The sequence below is a fragment of the Methylocystis sp. JR02 genome, assembly GCF_030063565.1.
Taxonomy (GTDB): Bacteria; Pseudomonadota; Alphaproteobacteria; order Rhizobiales; family Beijerinckiaceae; genus Methylocystis; species Methylocystis iwaonis.
In genome coordinates this window covers 1771262-1790507 of sequence record NZ_JASIRC010000001.1, presented here as the reverse complement: position 1 = coordinate 1790507, position 19246 = coordinate 1771262, and the positions used below count along the sequence as shown (strand labels likewise).

The 19246-nt window shown below is 63.4% G+C and carries 18 protein-coding genes; 2 read left to right on the top strand and 16 right to left on the bottom strand.

All coding sequences use genetic code 11. The features are described from left to right. Positions 1–10: 10 nt before the first annotated feature. Entirely contained in the window at positions 11–781 is a 771-nt protein-coding gene (amoA, locus tag QNA11_RS08570; protein WP_202072362.1) for a bacterial ammonia monooxygenase, subunit AmoA, read from the bottom strand. Between the two features lie 214 nt (positions 782–995). After that, complete coding sequence (amoC, locus tag QNA11_RS08565) at positions 996–1766, bottom strand: bacterial ammonia monooxygenase, subunit AmoC (protein ID WP_202072363.1); 771 nt, start codon at positions 1764–1766, stop codon at positions 996–998. 744 nt (positions 1767–2510) lie between these two features. On the opposite strand from amoC, the gene QNA11_RS08560 reads away from it, so the two are divergent. Continuing rightward, positions 2511–3266: a hypothetical protein gene (locus QNA11_RS08560; protein WP_283482690.1), complete on the top strand. Its 756-nt coding sequence runs from the start codon at positions 2511–2513 to the stop codon at positions 3264–3266. A 301-nt stretch (positions 3267–3567) separates the two neighbouring features. Here QNA11_RS08560 and QNA11_RS08555 read toward each other — a convergent pair whose 3' ends face one another. The 6 genes from QNA11_RS08555 to QNA11_RS08530 all read right to left on the bottom strand — a co-directional run bounded on the left by QNA11_RS08555 (position 3568) and on the right by QNA11_RS08530 (position 10794). Then, positions 3568–4362, bottom strand: coding sequence for a TOBE domain-containing protein (locus QNA11_RS08555; protein WP_202072364.1), 795 nt, complete (start codon positions 4360–4362; stop codon positions 3568–3570). A gap of 58 nt (positions 4363–4420) precedes the next feature. Next, the gene (locus QNA11_RS08550) at positions 4421–5206 is read right to left on the bottom strand and encodes a cyclase family protein (RefSeq protein WP_283482689.1); all 786 of its coding nucleotides are present in this window, start codon (positions 5204–5206) and stop codon (positions 4421–4423) included. Positions 5207–5314: 108 nt separating this feature from the next. Beyond that, positions 5315–6124, bottom strand: coding sequence for a hypothetical protein (locus QNA11_RS08545; protein WP_283482688.1), 810 nt, complete (start codon positions 6122–6124; stop codon positions 5315–5317). A gap of 87 nt (positions 6125–6211) precedes the next feature. Beyond that, on the bottom strand, positions 6212–7102 hold the full coding sequence (locus QNA11_RS08540; RefSeq protein WP_283482687.1) for a substrate-binding domain-containing protein: 891 nt from the start codon (positions 7100–7102) through the stop codon (positions 6212–6214). A 652-nt stretch (positions 7103–7754) separates the two neighbouring features. Next, complete coding sequence (locus QNA11_RS08535; protein WP_502867524.1) at positions 7755–9503, bottom strand: PQQ-dependent sugar dehydrogenase; 1749 nt, start codon at positions 9501–9503, stop codon at positions 7755–7757. A 199-nt stretch (positions 9504–9702) separates the two neighbouring features. Beyond that, on the bottom strand, positions 9703–10794 hold the full coding sequence (locus tag QNA11_RS08530; RefSeq protein ID WP_283482685.1) for an AI-2E family transporter: 1092 nt from the start codon (positions 10792–10794) through the stop codon (positions 9703–9705). A 78-nt stretch (positions 10795–10872) separates the two neighbouring features. Here QNA11_RS08530 and dinB point away from each other — a divergent pair, with 78 nt between their 5' ends. Next, on the top strand, positions 10873–11994 hold the full coding sequence (gene dinB, locus QNA11_RS08525) for a DNA polymerase IV (protein ID WP_283482684.1): 1122 nt from the start codon (positions 10873–10875) through the stop codon (positions 11992–11994). Between the two features lie 244 nt (positions 11995–12238). On the opposite strand, the gene fae is transcribed toward dinB, so the two are convergent. The 8 genes from fae to QNA11_RS08485 all read right to left on the bottom strand — a co-directional run bounded on the left by fae (position 12239) and on the right by QNA11_RS08485 (position 19239). Then, the gene (gene fae / locus QNA11_RS08520) at positions 12239–12781 is read right to left on the bottom strand and encodes a formaldehyde-activating enzyme (RefSeq protein WP_283482683.1); all 543 of its coding nucleotides are present in this window, start codon (positions 12779–12781) and stop codon (positions 12239–12241) included. Between the two features lie 89 nt (positions 12782–12870). Further along, entirely contained in the window at positions 12871–13266 is a 396-nt protein-coding gene (locus QNA11_RS08515; protein ID WP_283482682.1) for a hypothetical protein, read from the bottom strand. 115 nt (positions 13267–13381) lie between these two features. Next, positions 13382–14464, bottom strand: a complete 1083-nt coding sequence (locus QNA11_RS08510; RefSeq protein WP_283482681.1) for a quinone-dependent dihydroorotate dehydrogenase — start codon at positions 14462–14464, stop codon at positions 13382–13384. After that, complete coding sequence (locus QNA11_RS08505) at positions 14461–14802, bottom strand: DUF952 domain-containing protein (protein ID WP_283482680.1); 342 nt, start codon at positions 14800–14802, stop codon at positions 14461–14463. The genes QNA11_RS08510 and QNA11_RS08505 overlap by 4 nt, the downstream gene beginning before the upstream one ends. Continuing rightward, positions 14799–15200 carry a type II toxin-antitoxin system VapC family toxin gene (locus QNA11_RS08500; protein WP_283482679.1) on the bottom strand — a complete coding sequence of 134 codons (402 nt, stop codon included), beginning with the start codon at positions 15198–15200 and terminating at the stop codon, positions 14799–14801. The genes QNA11_RS08505 and QNA11_RS08500 overlap by 4 nt, the downstream gene beginning before the upstream one ends. After that, a complete protein-coding gene (locus QNA11_RS08495; RefSeq protein ID WP_283482678.1) occupies positions 15197–15505 on the bottom strand; it encodes an AbrB/MazE/SpoVT family DNA-binding domain-containing protein in 309 nt (102 codons plus the stop codon). The genes QNA11_RS08500 and QNA11_RS08495 overlap by 4 nt, the downstream gene beginning before the upstream one ends. 6 nt (positions 15506–15511) lie before the next feature. After that, positions 15512–17713, bottom strand: coding sequence for a glucans biosynthesis glucosyltransferase MdoH (gene mdoH / locus QNA11_RS08490; RefSeq protein WP_283482677.1), 2202 nt, complete (start codon positions 17711–17713; stop codon positions 15512–15514). Beyond that, positions 17701–19239, bottom strand: a complete 1539-nt coding sequence (locus QNA11_RS08485) for an OpgD/OpgG family glucan biosynthesis protein (protein ID WP_283482676.1) — start codon at positions 19237–19239, stop codon at positions 17701–17703. The genes mdoH and QNA11_RS08485 overlap by 13 nt, the downstream gene beginning before the upstream one ends. Positions 19240–19246 lie beyond the last annotated feature (7 nt).

Genomic DNA, 19246 nt, shown 5'->3' with positions numbered 1-19246 from the left:
GGTGTTTCGATTAGATGTCGTCGTTCTCGAGATACTTCGTCGTGGAGAACCAGCCGCCGACCTTCCACCAGAGGAAGTAGACGAGCATGGAGACGAAGCCGGAGAAGAAGGCCGCGACCGGCACGACGTCCTTACCGAAGGTGCGAAGCGTGCCGCGCTCGATCATGCGGATGTATTCCGGCGTGCCCGTGCGGACGTAGTTGAAGCCGATGAGATCCGCGAGCGTCAGCAGAACGCCGTCGACCTCGGTGGCCTGGTGGAACTGCGCCAGAACCGGCCAGTTGCTCGGATAGAACAGCAGACCCCAGCCCATCGCGCCGAGCACCGCCGTGACGATCCAGCTCCCCGAGAGCAGCAGGATCACGTCGAGCCAGAAGCCCATCGGGATCAGCGCGGACGGGAAGACGAGATTGATCGGGAAGAAGGTCCAACCCCAGAAGTTGTCGTAGCGGTTGATCCATTCGCCGACGAGCAGCGCAAAGCAGGCGACCGTCGCGCCGAAGGGCAGGCGGAACTTCTGCCAGAAGAAGGACTGCGCGGCGGCGGCGAAGCACATGGCGACAATCGGCGCCACGGTCGGCCACATACGGCGATCCTTGAAGTCGATCCAGAAATCCCAGTCGCCGGCGAGCAGCATGTAGTGGATGTGGAACGAGCCGAGCAGCACCAGGAAAAGGACGAGAAGCAGGATCCAGTCGGTCAGCTTGACGCAGCCGAGGAATTCCTCCTTCGACGCCCAGGCCCGGCCTGCCGCCGGAGCCGTTTCATTCGAAATAGACATATCTTGTCTCTCCTTGATTGTTCCTCCCGGCGAAGCCGCCGGGTTTTGTTTTTGCCGAGCGCTCTTCTGCGATCGGGCCGCAGCGCTCTTGGCGTCGGCCGGAAGCGGCCGCTCGCGACATCAGAGGGAGAAATTGTCGAAAGCGGCCGCTTCTTCTTCGGTCTCGCGCGCGCCCTGGGAGCGATGCGCGCGCCACCGAGAGCGACACTCGCAATCAGATCGCGAGCACGTCCTTTTCGTACTCCTTGCTGAGCTCGATCACGCGACCGAGGATCTGCAGCACGGTGCCGAACATGGCGAGGCCGAACCAGCCGAAGAACACGAAGCCCCAATGCAGCGGCGCCGTGAACAGTTCTTCCATGAACCAGAAGGTGTGGCCCCATTCATTCAGGCCGACGTTCGGGAAGATCATGAACGGACCGGCGAAGAACAGCAGGAAGGCCAGCGAGATGCGGTTCGCGAACTGCGGAATGCGCGTGCGGCCGTACATGAAGGCGCCCCAGCCCGCGATGATGTAGATCGGGTAGCTGAGGTAGAACTCCAGGATGTGCGACGGCGTGAAGTCCGTGTCGCGAATGACGGTCTGATGCCAGGTGCCGTCCTGCTCGGTGAAGTAGCTCGCGCCCCAGTAAACCGTGAAGGCGTAGACGAGCAGCCAGCCGATCAGCGTGATGAGGCGACGCATTTCTTCGCGCGGCGCGACAGCGTTGATGTTGCGGTCGCGGGTCTTCCAAAGATAGCCGCCGACCGCACAGAAGGCGATGAACTCGAGCGGCAGCTCGGTCCACATGATGTTGAGCCAGTAGGTCTGAAACTCCGGCGCGAAAGAATCGAGCCCGGCTTTCCAGCCGAAATACTGCTCATAGATTCGGATGCCGACGTAAAAGGTGCCCAGCGCCGCCATGGCGAGATAGGCCGGACGATAATTGACGATCGAGTCCGTCTGCGCCTTGGCCGCTACCCCTGCTTTTTCTGTTAGTGACATTCCTCTCCTCCAGTTTTCAGTTTGAACTGGGTTCGCGCACCCACGCGAAGCTTTCGCGCCGTTTCTGGGCGAAAAATTCCCGCGAAGTTGCGTGTCCTTTCATGTCTATCAGGCAGACTTTCAATGCTTTCTAAGCACTTTAGGCTATGGAGAAAGCATTCCTGACAGGGTCGAAAGCTATCATGGACGGGATGAGCAACGTCAATTGCCCAGTTGATGCCAAAACTGCGTCAATTGAGCGCATTGCATTGAATTGTATCAAATACATGTATTTTAAACTGAGATTCTTGCGTGTGTATTTAAATATGAGACTGATGTATATTATGATGATACTTGTGAATCGCGACTTTCTGCCGCACCAAAGTCTGTTGATTTGAAGCTTCGTCCGACGATTATGTGCGCTTGGCTGAACAACGGCCTTAGAAACTAGGGAGGCGCCAAGCAATGAAAACATTTCACTCCGCCAATGAACTCGGCTGGGTCGCGTTCTGGATCGGATTCATCATCTTCCTGTTCGCCGTCTTCATCCCGACGGTAAACCGCATGCTCAATCTCTGAGCGCGCAAACCAACCCTTTCTCCCAGCAATTTTGTCCCGGCTCGAGAAATCGAGTCGGGACATTTTTGTTTGTGCGACGCAATGGCGATAAATGGTCCGGCAATTCAGCGAGAGTCCACTGAATGTAAAAATCGCGCCTGTGGATGAGTCCGGCGTGCGACACTTTGAAGCAGAGCATGTATAAAATTGTCTCACTGCACAAAAATCGTCGGTTCAACTTTTGAACATTTCTATTTTTGGCAAGAACCCCTTGAATATTCGACATCCGTTCCCGTTGTTGCAGGGGGCGCGGGTGAGACGCTGGCCCCCCGGTTCTGGCGCGCGGCCCGTCAGGGGCGGAAAATCAAACATTCCCTTAGCTTTGTATTTATGAGAGAAATGATGGCCTGGCTTCCGGTTGCCACTCCTGGAGCCGATATCGGAAAAGCCCTAAATCGCTCCGTCAGGCACACGGCCGCCGTTGAAATGTCAGAAAATCACAAGAATAAACAAAATGTAGACGACGCCATGGATAGTAGAGAAGACAGGCAAAATCTCACGTTGCAGCGCAGGCGGGAAGACGCGCTGCGCTGCCTTCTGGCCCATGTGAATCGTGCGCCGACGCGGACGATCGTCGATGAGCTGAAGAAAGATTTGGGCGTCTCCCGCGCGACGGCCTATCGCATGATGAAGTCGTTTCGCACCTGCGGCGCCATCGCTCCGTCGTCCGCGCGCTCCGTGGGGCGCCCGAAGGGCACAAAGGGGCTCGATCCCAAGCGCGAGCGCATCATAGAAACGGCGTTGGCGGCCTTTGTCGCCGAGCCGGAGCGGCCGCGATTCAGCACGCTCGTTCAAGAGATTGCGCGCCAGTGCAAAGAAGAGGCGCTCCCTGTCCCCAATTGGCGAACGATTCGGGCGCGCCTTCGCGAACTCGAAAGTCAGCAGGCCGGCGGCGGCAATTAGCCAGCCCTTACGACCATCAGGCGGGCAAGTCATTCCAGACGCTCGCGACGCGGGCCGTAGAGCAAAACCAGCGCGACATTGAGAGCGACGCGAAGCAATCCAGGGCCGTGATGTGGCTCGGGATTGCTTCGTCGCTTTGCTCCTCGCAATGACGGCGGTGGTCGTTAGACGAGCGCGCGGCGGGGACGCTCATGATCATCCTGGATGAAGGCCACGCTCTGCCCCCTCTCCCGACATAGGGCGTCGAAAGACGCCCGTCTTTCGACGGGCTTTGGCGGGGGAGGGTTGGGGAGGGGGTCTCTCAATCCGCCGCGAGAATCACATTCTGCGGCGCGAATTGGGCGACGACATTGCCCCCTTCCGAGAGTCCCATCGCTTCGACGTCCTGTCTCGGCAGGACAGCGGTCATCGTCTTTCCAGAGCCGATATCGATCAGCAGCTCGCAATTGCGCTCGGCGTCGATGCGGCGCGTGATCACGCCGGCAAAGCGGTTACGGGCTTCCTTGGGCGTTTCCTGCGGCGCGCTCAATTCGATAAAGGAGGATTTGACCAGAGCGGCGACCTTACGGCCGGGTTTCAAATCGAGCTCCTCAGTCGCTTCATTGGTGATGATGGCGAGGAGGGTGTGCTCGCCGGAGATTCGCAAAGTGACCTCGACATCGACGGGCCACTTCTTGATCGAGACGACCTCCGCCTGGAAAACATTGCGGGCCGAGATGCGCACCGCGACGCCCCACAGCAGAAAATCCTCCTGCCCGTCGAGGCCCACTTCCGCAATCATCGAGGAGATGCTCGACAATCTGTCCTCGAGCCTGTGAAAGGTCTCGATCAGCTTGCGGCCCTCGGGCGTCACTTCGGCGCCGCCGCCGCTCTTGCCGCCGGCCTTCGTAACGAAGGCGGGGCTCGGCAGCAGATTATTGATGGCGGCGACGGCGTCCCACGCCGCTTTGTAGCTGAAGCCGGCCGCTTTCGCCGCCTTGGAAATGCTTCCATGCTGCGCAACGGCCTCGAGCACCTTGATTCGGTCCCGCCCGATGAGAAATTTGCCCTCGCTGCGGAGCGCAAGAAGCGCGTCTATCTTTTTGGCTGTCGTCATCCGTCTCGCGCCCGCTGACAAGTTTCACGTCAAGTCTATCATATCCTCGGTCGACGCCTCACTCATAAAGAAAGGCGGCGACGCGCGCCGGCGCGGCGGAGGCGCCCTTCAAACGCAGCGGAAAGATCGCCACGTCGAAGCCATGGCTCGGCAATTGGTCGAGGCCGCGCAATTGCTCCATCTGCCAATAGGGCTTGCGACGGCCGACGAGATGGCCCTGCCAGAAGAGATTCTCGTCGTTTTTCTCTTTGGAGACGCGGATTTGATGATGGAACGGCAGATCCCAGCCCCACTGATCGATCCCCATCACCAGGACGCCTTTATCGATCAGCCATTCGGTCGCCAGCGCGCTCATGCCGGTTCCGCGTTTCCAATAGTCTTTCGTTCCCTGCAGGCGGTCGCGGCCAGTGTGGATCAGGACGATGACGCCGTCGCCGAGCGCCGCGCCGCTGTCGCGCAGGCTTTGCTCCATATCGGCGACAGTGATCTCCTCGCCGTCGGCCTTGTGGCGCATGTCGAAGACGACGCCGGGGCCGAAGCACATGTCCAAGGGCATTTCATCCACCGTCGCGGGGCGGCGGCCGTCGGAAAGCTCCGGGCCGTAATGCCAGGGCGCGTCGATATGGGTCGTGGAATGGACGCCCATGCGCGTGATCGTGTCATCGGCCCAGCCGGCGAAATCCTTGGGGAAAAGCCGGAAGGGAAGCCCGAGCGCCCGCACCAGCCAACGCGCCTTGCGATGGCCGTGGTGTTTGATCTTCACGCGCATGAAGAAGGGGTCGTTCGGGTTATCGACGATTTCCTTGGACAGATCGACGATGCGCTTTGGTCTGATACGGGTCATGGAAAATCTCTATGCAAATTCTCTGAGGCGTCGTGGACCGCGAGCCTTCAGGCTCGCCAGACGATTGCGAGCCTGAAGGCTCGCGGTCCATGCGCGGCTCTAGTGGCGCTAGCCCCAGTCCTCGAAGGAGAAGGGCTTGATTCCCTCATTCTCCAGTTCGATCGCGAAGGAAGCGGCGCGCGCAACGAGCTGGCTTCGGCGGCTGACGCCGGCGACCCGCGCCGTCACATTCTCCGCGATCTCCGCGATGGGCGCGCCTTCGGCCACCGCCTGCTCCCTGCGGGCAATGCCGACGATGCGTCCGCCGAGCGGCGCGGGAATCGGCGTTTCCCCGATATATCCGATGGGCGCGCCCTGCGTCGCCAGCGCGCCGATCGGCATATCGGCGCGAAATTGCCCTGAGACGGGAGCCGAGACGACGCTATGTTGCGCTTCCGGCCATTCCTTTGGCCAGCCGTCGCCGGCGCGCAGAATCGCGCCTGGGTCGGGCCCGTGAGTGGCGATGGCCACGTCGCAATCGACGCCCGGCGAGAAGCTCGATCCGAGGCCGATCGTGAACTCCGCGAGATTGAGGAAGGAGCCGACGTCGTCTTCCTTGTCTTCCCGCGCCGCGATGATGACGTGCCAAGGCCAGCGCTCGATCACATCGGCGAGCTGCCCGCGCAGCAAGGGGATGAAGGCGCGGCTCTGCAGTCCGAGCATAAATTCCGACGCCACATCGGCGCGCCGGGCTTCGACGCCGTCGAGGACGGCGTAGCCGTCGTACCAGGCGTCGGCGAAGCTCATGCGGCGTCGCAGGGTGAGCGGGCTCGCGCATTTGTGCAAAGCGACCGCATAGCCTTCGCCAAAAAGCCCACGCGCCACGGCCGAGGCGTCTTCGCCGATGCCGCACACCAAGACGGTTAATTCACTGGACATTGGACCCGCTCCCCCGCCTGATTAAGCCCCGTGTGGCCCCAATTGGCAAGATTGGGCCGACGCATCGCTCGACCGCTCGAGGGATTCTCAGGGGCCGTTGAAGTGGACGGTTCCGAGGTTTGCGCAATCATAGCCGCCGAGGGCGGCGGCCCGGTCGCGGAAGGCGTCGCAGGCGCAAAAGCGGATCAGCTTCTGGAACGGCGGGTCGAAATAGGCCTTGCGCCACACGAGGATATCGAAACGCTCGACCACCAGCGGCGCAAAAGCGAGCTTGAATTGATTCGCCGCGGCTTCGATCCCGAGCCCGACGTCGGCGCGGCCCGAGGCGATCGCCATGGCGAGGTCGGTCTCCGACCGTTCGATCGCCTCGATCGCGTTCAGGTCGGTTTTTCGCATCTTTTCCTTCGCCAGCAGTTGCGAGAGCACCAGCTCGCTGCCGGCCTCCGGCTGGCGTGACTGGAAGCGACGATCGCCGATATCCGCGAGCGATGTGATGGACTGGCCGGGGGAGGAGCGATACATGAGGCCCCGACTGCGCTTGGCCCACTCCAACAGGACGACGGGCTCGCGGCCCATCGCCTCCTGCACGGCTGCGACGTTCCAATCGTCGAGGCGCGCTGAGGGAATATGCAACCCCGCCGCGACGCAATCTTTCGATTTCAACCGGGCGAGACCATCGAGCGCGCCATCGAGCAGCGCCGCAATGCCCGACCGCGATTCGCGCAGCGCCCATTCGAGGAGCGGGTCGTGCCCGCCCGCCATGACGAGCGGGAAATGTGCCGCGGCCGACTCTCGCTCCATCGACGCGCTCTCCTCGCCGCTGCCGGCGATCCAGGCCTCGATCTCCTTTTTCGGGAAGAGCAGCTTTCCCGTCACGCGCCGCACCGGCAGGGCCTTTTCAGAGACGAGATCGTAAACCTTGCGCTCCTTCACGCGCAGCAGCGCCGCGAGCTCGCGGGTCGTGAAGTAATCGGACATCCGCAAATTCCTTTCCGCGATTCGCGGAAATTTTGCATAGATTAGACAGGCGGGAAACGTCCGGGCGCTCTCCGGAGTGCATAAAAATACAGCATATTTGGGGGTGCGGGGGGCAGAGGCTGCGCCGCGACGTTCCGAAATAAAGACGCATGATTGCAGGGCATGCAGGGCTAAGGTCGCCGTTCACGCCGAGCTCAATCGCGCGCGCAAGTCCCATGCGCTGGGATGGCCCATTAACGGCATGATCGAAATTCGCCGGATGCCCAACCCGGATCTCTTCAGCGGGTATTACCCGCCTACTTTGCCATAAGAAGAACGTATGGCGCGTGAGGAGGCCGTTCTCACCTCGGAACTCAATCTGCTCCGAAATATCTAACAGCTCAAAAGGCTAATTTTCAATCAGGTTCCGAGCTGCCTCAGGGTTCCGAATTCGGGTTAACGAGCAGATGTGTTCCAGCGTCATGGCCGCGCTTGTCGCGGCCATCCACGCCGCGCCGACGCGGAAAGACGAGAACGTGAGCGGAACAACGTCGCTTCTTCTTCCCGCGTGCCGTAATGTCCTGGCGTGGATGCCCGCGACAAGCGCGGGCATGACGCGGTTGCGGAGGGTTTGTTAACCTGGATTTAGAGCCCTGCAAGCTGCTTGCTTGGCTCATTTCTTATTTTGATGCCCGATCGCCCACACATAGGCCGCAACGGCCGTCACATCTGAGTCGCTCAGTTGCGCGCCGCCTTTGGGCGGCATGGGGCTGCGATATTCCTTCGGCTTGGCGACGCCCTGGGCGATCACCTCCCGGATCGACTTCAAACTCCCATCGGACCAGAGCCATTTGCCGCTCGTGAGATCGGGCGCCAGCGGCGCGCCCTTGCCGTTTGCGCCATGGCAGCCGGCGCAGGTCCCGCCCGCCGCATGGCCGTTGAAAATGCGCTCTCCCAAAGCGACTTGCGCGTCCGTTGCACCCGGCGGGACCGGCAGGCTTTTCCCCTCCAAGGCCCCGGCTTCCGGATTGACGCCCTCCGGCGGGCCGGCTTCCTTTGCGCGCGCCGTCGTCTGCGCGGGCGCGGGCGCGGCTTCGAGGCCCTGCGCGATGTCGCCATGGTAGGTGATGCGCCAGATGCGGCCGTTGGTGTCGTCGGAGACGAAAAGGGCGCCGTCCGGCCCCTGCGCGAGACCCGAGGGCCGATGCGCCGCGCCGCCGGGCTCCTTGGCCCCGCCCGCGAATCCATCGGCGAAGGCGATGAAATCGCCCGCGGGCTTGCCGTCCTTCGCGGGTTGGAAAACGACATTATAGCCGCTCTGGGGGAAGGGGGCGCGATCCCACGAGCCGTGAAAAGCGATGAAGAAACCGCCGTGATAGGCGGTCGGGAATTGCCCGCCGCGATAGGCGAGCAGCGCATTCGGCGCCCAATGCGCCGGGAAAGCGGCGATCGGCCCCTGCTTCTCCGCGCAAACGCCGACCTTCTTGCCGCCGTCGCCGCCATATTCGGGCGCGAGCACGAGCTTCTTCTGAAAGCCGTCATAATAGCATTCGGGCCAGCCGTAATCGGCGCCCTCGCGCAGCTCGAGAAGCTCTTCGGCGGGAAGATCGGCGCCTTGCTGCGCCGTGTAGAGCTTCGGCCAGTTTTCCGCGAGCTGATCGCGCCCGTGCTGGGTGGCGTAGATTCGGTCCCCTTCGACGGTGAGGCCCTCGGCGTTGCGGATACCTGTGGCGAAGCGTTCGGCGGGCGAGAATTTCTGGTCGCGCTTCTTGGCGTCATAGCGCCAGACGCCGCCGCGCGTCTCGAGCTCCTTGCAGGGCGTGAGGCCCGGCGACTCCGGCATGCGGTTTTCTGCTTGGCAGGAATCGGTCGCCGAGGCGGAATCGAGATAGAGATTGCCGTTCGCGTCGATGACGAAAGGATGCATCGGATGGTCGCCGGTAACCGGCAGGCCGGAGATCACTATTTCGGGCTTGGCTTTCGGCGCGACGTCGCCGGTCGACAGCGCGTAACGGACGATCCTGTCGCGTTCTTCCGCATAAACGGCGCCGTCATAGAAGCCGACGCCGGTGCCGCCCGAGCCGCCGCTCTCCGGCGTCTCGCCGAAGCGCTCGACAACATCCGCTGCGCCGTCGCCGTTCTTATCCTGAAGCGCAACGAGGAAGCCGCCCTCATGCGTCTTTCCCCGCTTCCCGTAATAGCGCCCGCTCCATGTATTGACGTAAACGACGCCGTTATCGGCGACGGCGATATGGCGGGCGTGGCCGATCTTATCGGCGAAGATCGTGGCGCAGAAACCCGAGGGCAGCGTTATGCCGGGGTCGCCGCTGGGGCAGGCCGCTGGCTTGTTTTCGCTTTGCGCGGCGCGCGCGCAAAGCGCGGGGAGAGACGCCAAAACGGCCAGGGAGATCGTACCGAGCAATCTTCGACCCATCGACGCCTCATCGGTTTTCATGCTGAAAAACGTGCTCGCGGCGCTACCTCATTTAGAGCGACACTGGCGTGCGGCTAGCTGGGTGGGCGACAGGCGCGCGCCCGTCCGCCGCTCTCTAGCGCTTGTCATTCCCGATCGCTCGCTGCGCGAGCGTCGAGAATGACAACGGGGCCTCACATGAAGCGCTTTAGACGCCCTCAGGGCTGGAGAGTTCGCGCCAAAGCGCCATCAGCGCCGCCATGATAGCCGGGCCGATGAAAAGCCCGAGCAGTTGAAAACTTTCCGCGCCGCCAAGGATGCCGAGCAGGACCCAGATGAAGGGCAGCTTGATGGCGCTGCCGATGAGATTGGGCCGGACGAAATGGTCGGCGGCGAAGACGACGACGACTCCCCAGGCGGCGATGATGAGCGCCGGCGCCATGCCGGCGGTCGCCGCCGCCAGCAGCGCCGCGAGGCCGATGGCGAAGGCCGCCGCGAAGGGGATCATGGCCGCGAAAGCCGTCAACACGCCCAGCAGAATCGGATGCGGCGTATGGCTGAGCATATAGGCCGCGCCCATCAGAACGCCTTCGCCCAAGGCGACGAGCACGAGCCCGATCAGCGTGCCATGCACGGAGGCGATCATCTGCGCCGCCAGCAACTCGCCGCGCGCGCCGAAGAGTTTCGTCGAGGCGATGCGGCATTGGGAAACAAGGCTCTCGCCGCTGCGGAACAGGAAAAACAAAGTCAGCAGCGAAATCGCAAACAGAATGGAGCGGTGGGCGATATTGGCGGAGAGCGACGCGCCGATCTCCCGCGCCGAGGACGTATTGAGCTGCTGGGCAAGCTCCTTCGCCCAGCCCGCATGCGAGAGATGCTCCGCCCACCATTGCGACGCCCAGGCCCCGACGCCCGGCAGGCGCGCGAGCGCGTCGGGGACCGGCAGGCCGGTTTCCTCGGCGGCGCGGGCGTAGTCGAGAAGCTGGCGGAACTCGGCGGCTGCGTCGACCGCGAGCCCGGCGATCGGCGCCAATATCACGAGCCCGACGAGCAATGCGAATAAGGCGGGCGCAAGCTCTTTCGAGGCCGAGGGGCCGAAACGGCGTTTGAAGCGGCCATAAAGCGGCCAGACGGCGACGGCGAGAACCAGGGCCCAAAGCAGGGCGTGGAGATAGCCCGAGAGGATATAGACGCCCAGCCCCAGCAGGATCGCGCTCGCGACCAGGGACGCAACGCCTTGGCGCCAGGACAAGGCTTCGAGAGGGGCGGCGCTGTTTTGCGGTCTCGCGGGCTGATCCATGCGGCAATTCTCCGTGGGCGAGATTATCGCCGAGTTTCTTTGCGCGCCAATAGACCGGCAGCCGGTATAATTTCCGCCATGACCAGGCGCGAGGCGGATAGCGGGAAGATCGAGGAGACGAGCGACGCCGCCCGGCCGCGCAAGATCATCCATATCGACATGGACGCCTTCTTCGCCTCCGTCGAGCAGCGCGACAATCCGGAGCTGCGCGGCAGGCCGGTGGCGGTCGGCGGCGCAAGAGAACGCGGCGTGGTGGCGGCGGCAAGCTATGAGGCGCGCAAATTCGGCGTGCGTTCGGCGATGGCTTCCGTCACAGCGCGGCGCAAATGCCCCGAGCTGATTTTCGTGAAGCCGCATTTCGACGTCTATCGGCAGGTCTCGATGCAAATCCGCGCGATCTTCTCTGAGTATACGCCGATCATCGAGCCGCTCTCGCTCGACGAAGCCTATCTCGACGTGACCGATAATTTGAAAGGGATCACTTCCGCGACGCAGATTGCAGAGGAAATCCGCGACAAGATCAAAGCGACGACACGCCTGACGGCCTCGGCGGGTGTCTCCTACAATAAATTCCTTGCGAAGATCGCCTCCGACTATCGCAAGCCCGACGGGCTATTCGTCATCACGCCGAAGATGGGGCCGAGCTTTGTCGAGACGCTCGAGGTCGGCCGCTTTCACGGCGTGGGGCCGGCGACGAAAGAGAGAATGAATCGCTTAGGCATAGAGACGGGCGGCGATCTCAAGGCGCAGACGCTCGACTTTCTGCAAAGGCATTTCGGCAAGGCCGGCGCCTATTACTATTGGATCGCGCGGGGCGTGGACGAGCGGCCGGTGCGCGCCAATCGCATCCGCAAGTCGATAGGCGCGGAAAACACCTTTGCGGAAGACCTCTTCACCTATGAGGCCGCTTGCGCGGCGCTCGCGCCGATTGTCGCCAAGGTCTGGCGCGCGATCGAAAACGGCCCGGTTCGCGCACGCACGCTCACGCTCAAAGTGAAATACGCAGACTTCCGGCAAATCACCCGCGCGCGCACCCATGCGAGTCCGATTGCGTCTCTTCAAGAGTTCGAAGCGCTGGCCTTTTCGCTGCTGGGGCCGGTTTTTCCCCTGGAAAAAGGGATCAGGCTGCTCGGCGTGAGCCTGTCGTCGCTGAGCGCTGAGGAGGCGAAGGGTGATGGGCAATTGAAACTGGAAATTTGAACGCAGCGCCGGTTGGCGATCCACGGTGTCATTCCCGACGCTCGCTTGAGCGAGCGTCGGGAATCCGAGAATCAACAAACCCTACGCTAGCGCGTCATGCCCGCGCTTGTCGCGGGCATCCACGCCGGGACGTTGCGACACGGGGGAAGAAGAAGCGGCGTCGTTGCGCTCATGTTCTCAGCCTTTCCGAGGCGGCGCGGCGTGGATGGCCGCGACAAGCGCGGCCATGACGTCGGAGACGGTGTTACTCCTCGAAGACGCCTTCGAGCGCATAGTGGGAGATCGTCTTGCGGTTGGCGATCAGCTCGTCGATCGTCGGCTCGCCCTTCAGCGCGCGGGAGATGGCGAGCTTCGTCGCCTCGTAATTGGTGCGGTAGAGATCTCTCTTGTCGAGGTTCTCGTCCTTGGCGCAGCGCGGGTCGAGCCAGACCATGATGATCATGCACAGCTCATTGGTTTTATCCTTGGGGATAATCCCTTCCGCCACGCAATCGACGATGGCGTCGGCGGTCGCCGCCTGCACCACGCCGCCGAGCAGCTCGACGTAATCTTCCGACTTCACCGTCATCTTGGTGGTCATCATGGTCGCCGGGCGGACCTGCTGGTTCAGATCGCGGATGACGAACATGCGCGGATGGCCGGCGACCTGGCCGGTCATCGAGGCGAAAGCCTGGCCCACCGGACCCTTGACGCTGCCGATCAAGACTTCCGGCATGGCGTCGGTGTATTGCCCGTCCGCCGCGAGAACCGTCGCTTCGCCGGTCGCAAGCCAGATTTCGTCGCTCATTTCATGTCCTTTGGTTACGGTATGGCGCGGGGAATAGCATTGGCGCGCGGCCTGCGAAAGTGGCGCGCAAGTCTATGGGCCGCGCCGTGTCAACGCGCGTCGGCGGCGATGTAGGTCGAGGTCAGCGAGGCTCCCGACCACTCGGCGGTCATCGACAATTCCAGCTCGTCGCCGCGCGCTCTGAGACGCACCTGAAGAGGGCCGCCCCATGCGCCTTGCGTATTCCAGGAGCCGCCGCCAACCGCGCCGTGCGGCCCGCCGATCACTCTAGCCGACCAGCCGTTGCTGCTCGAGACGAGGTAGCCATCGCCATCCCGGCGGATGGCGATCGAGCAGGTGGGGCATTGGCCGGCGGTGGAATAGGTCTGGAGCCAGGTGCCCGTCAGCGGACGGCCACCGCCGTAATCGCCATAATCTTGCGCAAACGCGCCGAGCGGCGCGGAGAGGCAGGCGAGAAGACCGAGCGTCCGCAAAACTGATCGCATATTTAGGAAGCCTTCGCTTAGGTTTGCGCCGTGTGGACACGGCTCCGCCTAAGTATGCATTTTCCGCGTCGGCGCAAAAGCGCCGGACCCGTGCCTGCGGCTTGGGCTTCAACCGCTAGTCGGGGCGCGCTGCAAAGGCCGCGGCCTCGCGCCCGACGAGCGCCGCGAGGGAAATATTTTCCTGTTCAAGCCGCAGGACGAGGCCTCTTTTGATGCGCTCCACGAGGCCAGGGCCTTCATAGGCCAGCGCCGAATAGAGCTGCACGAGCGTCGCGCCGGCTTCGATTTTCTTCCAGGCTGCGTCGGCGCTGTCGACGCCGCCGACGCCGATCAGCGGGAACTGTCCCTCGACGCGCAGATAGGTTTGCGCGAGCATCGCGGTCGAAAGATCGAACAATGGCGCGCCGGAGAGGCCGCCGGTTTCCTTAGCGAGCGCCGAGCGCAGCGTGGGGGGCCGGGAGATCGTCGTGTTGGAGACGATCATCCCGTCGATACGCCGCGCACGCGCCACGTGCACGACGCCGTCGAGCTGCGCGAGGGAGAGGTCCGGCGCGATTTTCAAGAGTAGCGGCCGCCGCACCGGCGCGGCGTCACGCGCCTCGATCACGCGTGCGAGAAGATCGGAAAGCGCTTCCGGCTCCTGCAAATCGCGCAGGCCCGGCGTGTTGGGCGAGCTGATGTTGATGGTGAAGTAGCTGGCGACATCCGCGAAGGTCTTGGCGCCTTCGACGTAATCCGCGACGCGATCAGCGGCGTCTTTATTGGCGCCGATATTCACCCCGACAATCCTGTCGTCGCGGTGCTCCTCGCAATGACGGGCGGAGAGGCGCGCCAGCGCCGGCGCGTGGCCTTCGTTGTTGAAGCCGTAGCGGTTGATGACGCCGCGATCTTCCATCAGCCGAAAGGCGCGCGGCCGCGCATTGCCCGGCTGCGCGCGCGGCGTGAGCGTGCCGACCTCCACAAAGCCGAAGCCGAAACCGAGCATGGCGTCGGCGACCTCGGCGTTCTTGTCGAAGCCGGCGGCAAGGCCAACCGGGTTGGGAAAATCGAGACCGAAGGCCGAAACGGCGAGGCGCGGGTCGCTCTTCGGCGCTCGGCGCGCGGGCAGCAGCTTCAGCGCCGCGATTGTGGCGCGATGCGCGTCTTCGGCGTCGAGCAGGCGCAGAAAGGGGAGGGCGAGGCCGAAGACGTCGATCACAGCAGCCCCCCGAAGTCATGGCGTCCATCGGCGCCCAGCGGCAGCGGCGCCACGCGCGTCACGGCGTCGAGCAAAAGCGGCGCATAGAGATGCGGAAACAGCGCGCCGCCGCGGGAGACTTCCCATTTCAAGCCGTCGCCCAGCCTATCGGCGTCGATGGAAACGAGCAGCAGGTCGGGTTTCCCGGCGAAATGTTTTGCGGCGGTCTCTTCGACCTGTTCGGCGGCGGAGAAATGGATGTAGCCGTCTGCGAGATCGATGGCCGCGCCATGGAAGACGCCCTCGGCTTCCGCCGCGCGCCATTCGGGGGCGGAGATGATTTTGTAGATGATTGTCATGATTTCAAAAGGCGCGCTTCGCCTCTCGCTTTTTCGATTGTTTTAACAGCTTTGCGATCGAAGCTCACAAATACGTCGCCGCCTTTGCGCCTTCCGTCGAAAGCAATGACGCCATCCGCGAAATCGCCACCCGACTCGAGCATGGCGAGGCCGGCTTCCACTGCGGATCGATCTGTGACCACGATCGGGATGTCAATGAGTGTGCGAATGGCCTCGGCGATATCTGCCCTCGATCGCTTATAGCCCCGGCTCAATACCCAGCCGAACTCGCACAGGGTTGGAAGGGTTACAGCGATCAATTGGGCGTCTTTCAGAATGGCGACCGCAGCGGCTTGCTGCCGGGGATCGTCGCCCACTGCGATGCGGACGAGGACGTTCGTGTCCGGCGTTATCTTCACGCGTCGTCCGCCTCGTCCAGTTCGCCAGCCCAACCCTTCGCGATGAGAGTGTTCATCTCGTCGATCGACAGCGCGCGCATCCGGGGTTCGTGCAGGCAACCGATGAATTTATCGAGGGCTCCCTCCAGCTTCGCTGGTTTCAACTCGGCGCGCCCTGGCTCGACGACTTCGACGGTGATCTTGTCGCCCGGCTGCACGCCGAGTTCGTCCATCATCTTCTTGCGAAGCGTAACCTGGCCCTTCGACGTGATCTTCAGCGTGCTCTTCATGGGCGTGAAAGTAAGGCGCCGGCGCCTTACTTTCAATCGGGCCTACTCCGCCGCCTGAGCCTCTTGCAGATCGGCTCTGCGCGGCAGTCTCGCGATCATGCCGATCAGCGCGCGATCGGAGAGCGCCACGACACGCTCGCCGCGATTGAGCCATGCGACGGCGTCCTCGATCGTTTCGGCGTCGGCGATCTTGGCTTCGGCGACGGCGCGATCGGCGGTGATGGCGCCGCGCTGGCGCGGCTTGCGGGTCGGAAGCCAGGCTTCGTGCAGCGCGCGCAGCTCCGGGTCCGCGTGGATCGCGACGATGGCGTTCACCTCGTCCTCCTCGCCGCGCGCCAGCGCCTTGGAAAGCGCCTTGCCGCGCTTGGCGATCGGCGGCGTCGTGGTTTCCTCGGGCGTCACCAGCACGCCGGCGCGACGGAAGACGAGGCCGAGCCAGCGCTGGCTCGTGAGCCAGGAGATCGGAATGGCGAGGATGAGGCCGGCGATGGTCGGCGACATCCAGGCGACGAGCGAGGGCGAGATCAACAGGCCCGCGACAAGGGAGAGCGCGCCCATCGCCATATGCGAGCGGTGGCGGCGCACGATGTCGATCAGCGGCACGGAGCCGTCGTCGCGGCGCTGCGGGTCCCAGCCCGTGTCGAAGCCGAAGACGATATGCACGACATGGCCCGTCTGGATCAGCATCATGATCGGGGCCAGCAGCGCCGACAGCACGATTTCGAACAGGGTCGAGATCAGCAGCATGATCACGCCGCCCGAGCCCCTGCGCGTCTCCGGCTCATAGATCGCGACGAGCAGGCCGAAGAACTTCGGCGCAAGCAGAATGCCCATGGTGAGCGCGAAGAGCTCGAGCGAGCGCTCCGCATCGAAGCGCGGGAAGGTCGGGAAGAGCGCGAATTCGCTCGTGAAATACTCCGGCTTGAAGTAGCTCGCCTGGAACACGATCACGATGCCGACGAGCAACTGCAGCAGCCACAGCGGCGAGGTGAGATAGCCGAAGATGCCGGTGAGGAAGTGCTGGCGTGACGCCCAGCTCATGCCCCGTCCGAACAGCACGCGGGAGTGCTGCAGATTGCCCTGGCACCAGCGCCGGTCGCGGATCGAGAGGTCGATCAGCGAGGGCGGGCTTTCCTCATAGGAGCCGCCAAGCCTTGGCAGCATATAGACGGCGTAGCCGGCGCGGCGGATCAGCGCCGCCTCGACGAAATCATGGCTCATAATGTGCCCGCCCCACGGCGGACGGCCGCGCAGGTCGGGCAGGCCGCAGTGGCTTGCGAAAGCCTCCGTGCGGATGATCGCGTTATGGCCCCAGTAATTGCCGTCTCGGCCCATCCAGCAGGCAAGGCCCGTCGCGATGACCGGGCCATAGATACGCGCCGCGAATTGCTGCACGCGGGCGAACAGCGTGTTGCGGTTGATGATGAGCGGCAGCGTCTGGATGATGCCCGAATCCGGGTCCGCCTCCATGGCGGCGGCGAGCTTCACGATCGTCGGGCCGGTCATCAGGCTGTCGGCGTCGAGCACGACCATATGAGCGTAGGCGCCGCCCCAGCGCGAGACGAAATCCTCGATATTGCCCGCCTTGCGGCCGGTGTTCTTCTCGCGTCGGCGGTAGAAGATGCGGGCGCCCGGCCCGAGCCGGCGGCGGATGGCGATGAAGGCGCGCTCCTCGGCGATCCAGATGTCGGGATTGGTCGTGTCGGAGAGGAAGAACCAGTCGAAGCTCTCGCCCAGTCCCGTCGCCTGCACATCCTCATAGATCGTCTGCAGCGCCGCAAAGACGCGGCTCGGCGCCTCATTATAGATCGGCATGACGACGGCGGTCTTCTCGCGCAGCGTCTCGGGCAGGCCGGCCGACGGGCGGCGCGAGAGCAGCGCGACGAAGCCGACGACGCAGCTCGCGAAGCTCAGCGCGATCCAGGAGAAGTTGAGGATGAAGAGCGCGAGCAGCGCCCATTTCAAGGTCGTGACGCCGCCGACGTCGATGACCTTGTACATCTGCCAGCCGCCATAGACCGTGAGCGCGAGACCGCCGCCGAAGGTCACCAAGCGCGCGAGCCATGGCGAGCGCCACAACGACGGCGTCTGAAGCTTACGCCGCTGCCGCTGCTCGAATTTGAAGAGATTTTGCGCCGGCATCGAGAGCCGGTTTTCGATCGGCGTCGGCGGCGCGGCGGCCGGGTCTTTGAAGGCCGGCGCCGGCTGGGCGGAGTCGACGGGCGTAAGCGTCAGGGTGTCCATCTGTAGAGCCACGTTTCGCTGATCGGCTGCTCATCCGCGCGCAGGACGAGACGAATTTCACAGTAGTTTTCGCCGGCGGGATCGACGTCGAACACGACGCGGCATGTTTTCGCCTGCGGATTGAGAAACGTGCGCACGTTCGTCGCTGATCCGGGCGAAGTGGTCAAAGCGGCCGAAAGACGCGCCGTTTTTTGCGGGTCGCCCAGAACCTCGCCAGAAAAAACGACAACAAAACGGCGCAGCTTGGCGCTTGGGACTTTACCCGAGCGGGACTGAACGGCGACCGCCAGCGGCGGACGGCTCGGCGGCTCCCAGCACCAGAACTGGCGATAGGCGAAATTGGCCTGCGCGCCGCCGACCAGGGGCGACTTCGGGCGCCAGTAAGCGACGATGTTTTCGTTGTTTTCGGACTCTGACGGGATTTCGACGAGCTGCATGGCGCCGTCGCCCCACTCGCCGAGCGGCTCGATCCACAGGGAGGGGCGGCGCTCCCAATGCTGGTCGTCATCCTGATAGCTGGAGATGTCCCGATCGCGCAGCAGAGCGCCGAAGCCCTTGGGATTGACGTCGACGAAAGACGAAAATTGCAGCTCCTCGCGATTGGCGACCGGCCGCCACAGCCACTCGCCGGAGCCGGTCAGCATCTGCAGACCATTGATCGCAGTCACCATCGGCCGCAGATCGTCGTTGCGGCGGCGGGGATTGAGTGGCGCGTAGAGCGAGGCGGCGGCAAAGCCCGCGACGCCATAGTGATCGACATTGGTCCGCGGGAAGAGCGTCAACTCAGTGTCGATGATCGTCGCTTCACCCGGGCGCAGGGTGAAATGATACACGCCGGCGACGCTCGGCGAATCGAGAAGCGCGTGGATAACCAGCGCATTGGCCCCGAGAACGGGCTTCTCGATCCAGAAGCTGCGGAAGGCCGGGAATTCCTCGCCGCGCGGGTCGGCCGTGCGGATGGAGAGGCCGCGCGCCGTCACCCCGAGATTCTGGCCGGCGGCCACGGCGCGATAGAAGCTCGCGCCCTGGAAAATCGCGAGCTCGGCTTCCTGGCCGCCGGGCGGCGCGCGCAGCACGCGAAAGCCGGAATAGCCGATGTCCGGCAGTTTCTCTGGGACTTTCAGGCCGCCGTAGTCGAAGCGGCTCTGGTCATAGGCGATTTTGACCGCCGCGCCATTGTCGATGACGAAGAGGTCGACGGCCGCGGTGAAAATATTGCCGCGATGCAGCGGTTCGATCGAGAAGCCTTTGTTTTCTCCGGCCCATAAGGCCGATCCAGGCTTGGTCTTGATGCCGACGAATTGCTCATAGGTGAGGCTTGCGAAAGGCTCGCGCAAATCGGCCGGCGGCGCGGCGTAGGGGCGGGAGGCCAGCGTGCGCGCGAGCTCGACGATCACATCTCGCGAGAAGGTCGCCGGCGGCGCCGGGGTGGCCGGGGGCGTCGGCTCGGCATGGAGGATAGAAGGCGAAATGCCCGACGCAAGGGCGCCGAAAGCCGCTTTGAGAACATCTCTACGTTCAAACATTGAGCAA

What these genes read in the sequence shown, in the direction of transcription:
- amoA (WP_202072362.1), bottom strand. Translation starts at nt 781, where the DNA reads ATGTCTATTTCGAATGAAACGGCTCCGGCGGCAGGCCGGGCCTGGGCG.
- amoC (WP_202072363.1), bottom strand. Translation starts at nt 1,766, where the DNA reads ATGTCACTAACAGAAAAAGCAGGGGTAGCGGCCAAGGCGCAGACGGAC.
- QNA11_RS08555 (WP_202072364.1), bottom strand. Translation starts at nt 4,362, where the DNA reads ATGACGACAGCCAAAAAGATAGACGCGCTTCTTGCGCTCCGCAGCGAG.
- QNA11_RS08550 (WP_283482689.1), bottom strand. Translation starts at nt 5,206, where the DNA reads ATGACCCGTATCAGACCAAAGCGCATCGTCGATCTGTCCAAGGAAATC.
- QNA11_RS08545 (WP_283482688.1), bottom strand. Translation starts at nt 6,124, where the DNA reads ATGTCCAGTGAATTAACCGTCTTGGTGTGCGGCATCGGCGAAGACGCC.
- QNA11_RS08540 (WP_283482687.1), bottom strand. Translation starts at nt 7,102, where the DNA reads ATGTCCGATTACTTCACGACCCGCGAGCTCGCGGCGCTGCTGCGCGTG.
- QNA11_RS08530 (WP_283482685.1), bottom strand. Translation starts at nt 10,794, where the DNA reads ATGGATCAGCCCGCGAGACCGCAAAACAGCGCCGCCCCTCTCGAAGCC.
- dinB (WP_283482684.1), top strand. Translation starts at nt 10,873, where the DNA reads ATGACCAGGCGCGAGGCGGATAGCGGGAAGATCGAGGAGACGAGCGAC.
- fae (WP_283482683.1), bottom strand. Translation starts at nt 12,781, where the DNA reads ATGAGCGACGAAATCTGGCTTGCGACCGGCGAAGCGACGGTTCTCGCG.
- QNA11_RS08515 (WP_283482682.1), bottom strand. Translation starts at nt 13,266, where the DNA reads ATGCGATCAGTTTTGCGGACGCTCGGTCTTCTCGCCTGCCTCTCCGCG.
- QNA11_RS08505 (WP_283482680.1), bottom strand. Translation starts at nt 14,802, where the DNA reads ATGACAATCATCTACAAAATCATCTCCGCCCCCGAATGGCGCGCGGCG.
- mdoH (WP_283482677.1), bottom strand. Translation starts at nt 17,713, where the DNA reads ATGGACACCCTGACGCTTACGCCCGTCGACTCCGCCCAGCCGGCGCCG.
- QNA11_RS08485 (WP_283482676.1), bottom strand. Translation starts at nt 19,239, where the DNA reads ATGTTTGAACGTAGAGATGTTCTCAAAGCGGCTTTCGGCGCCCTTGCG.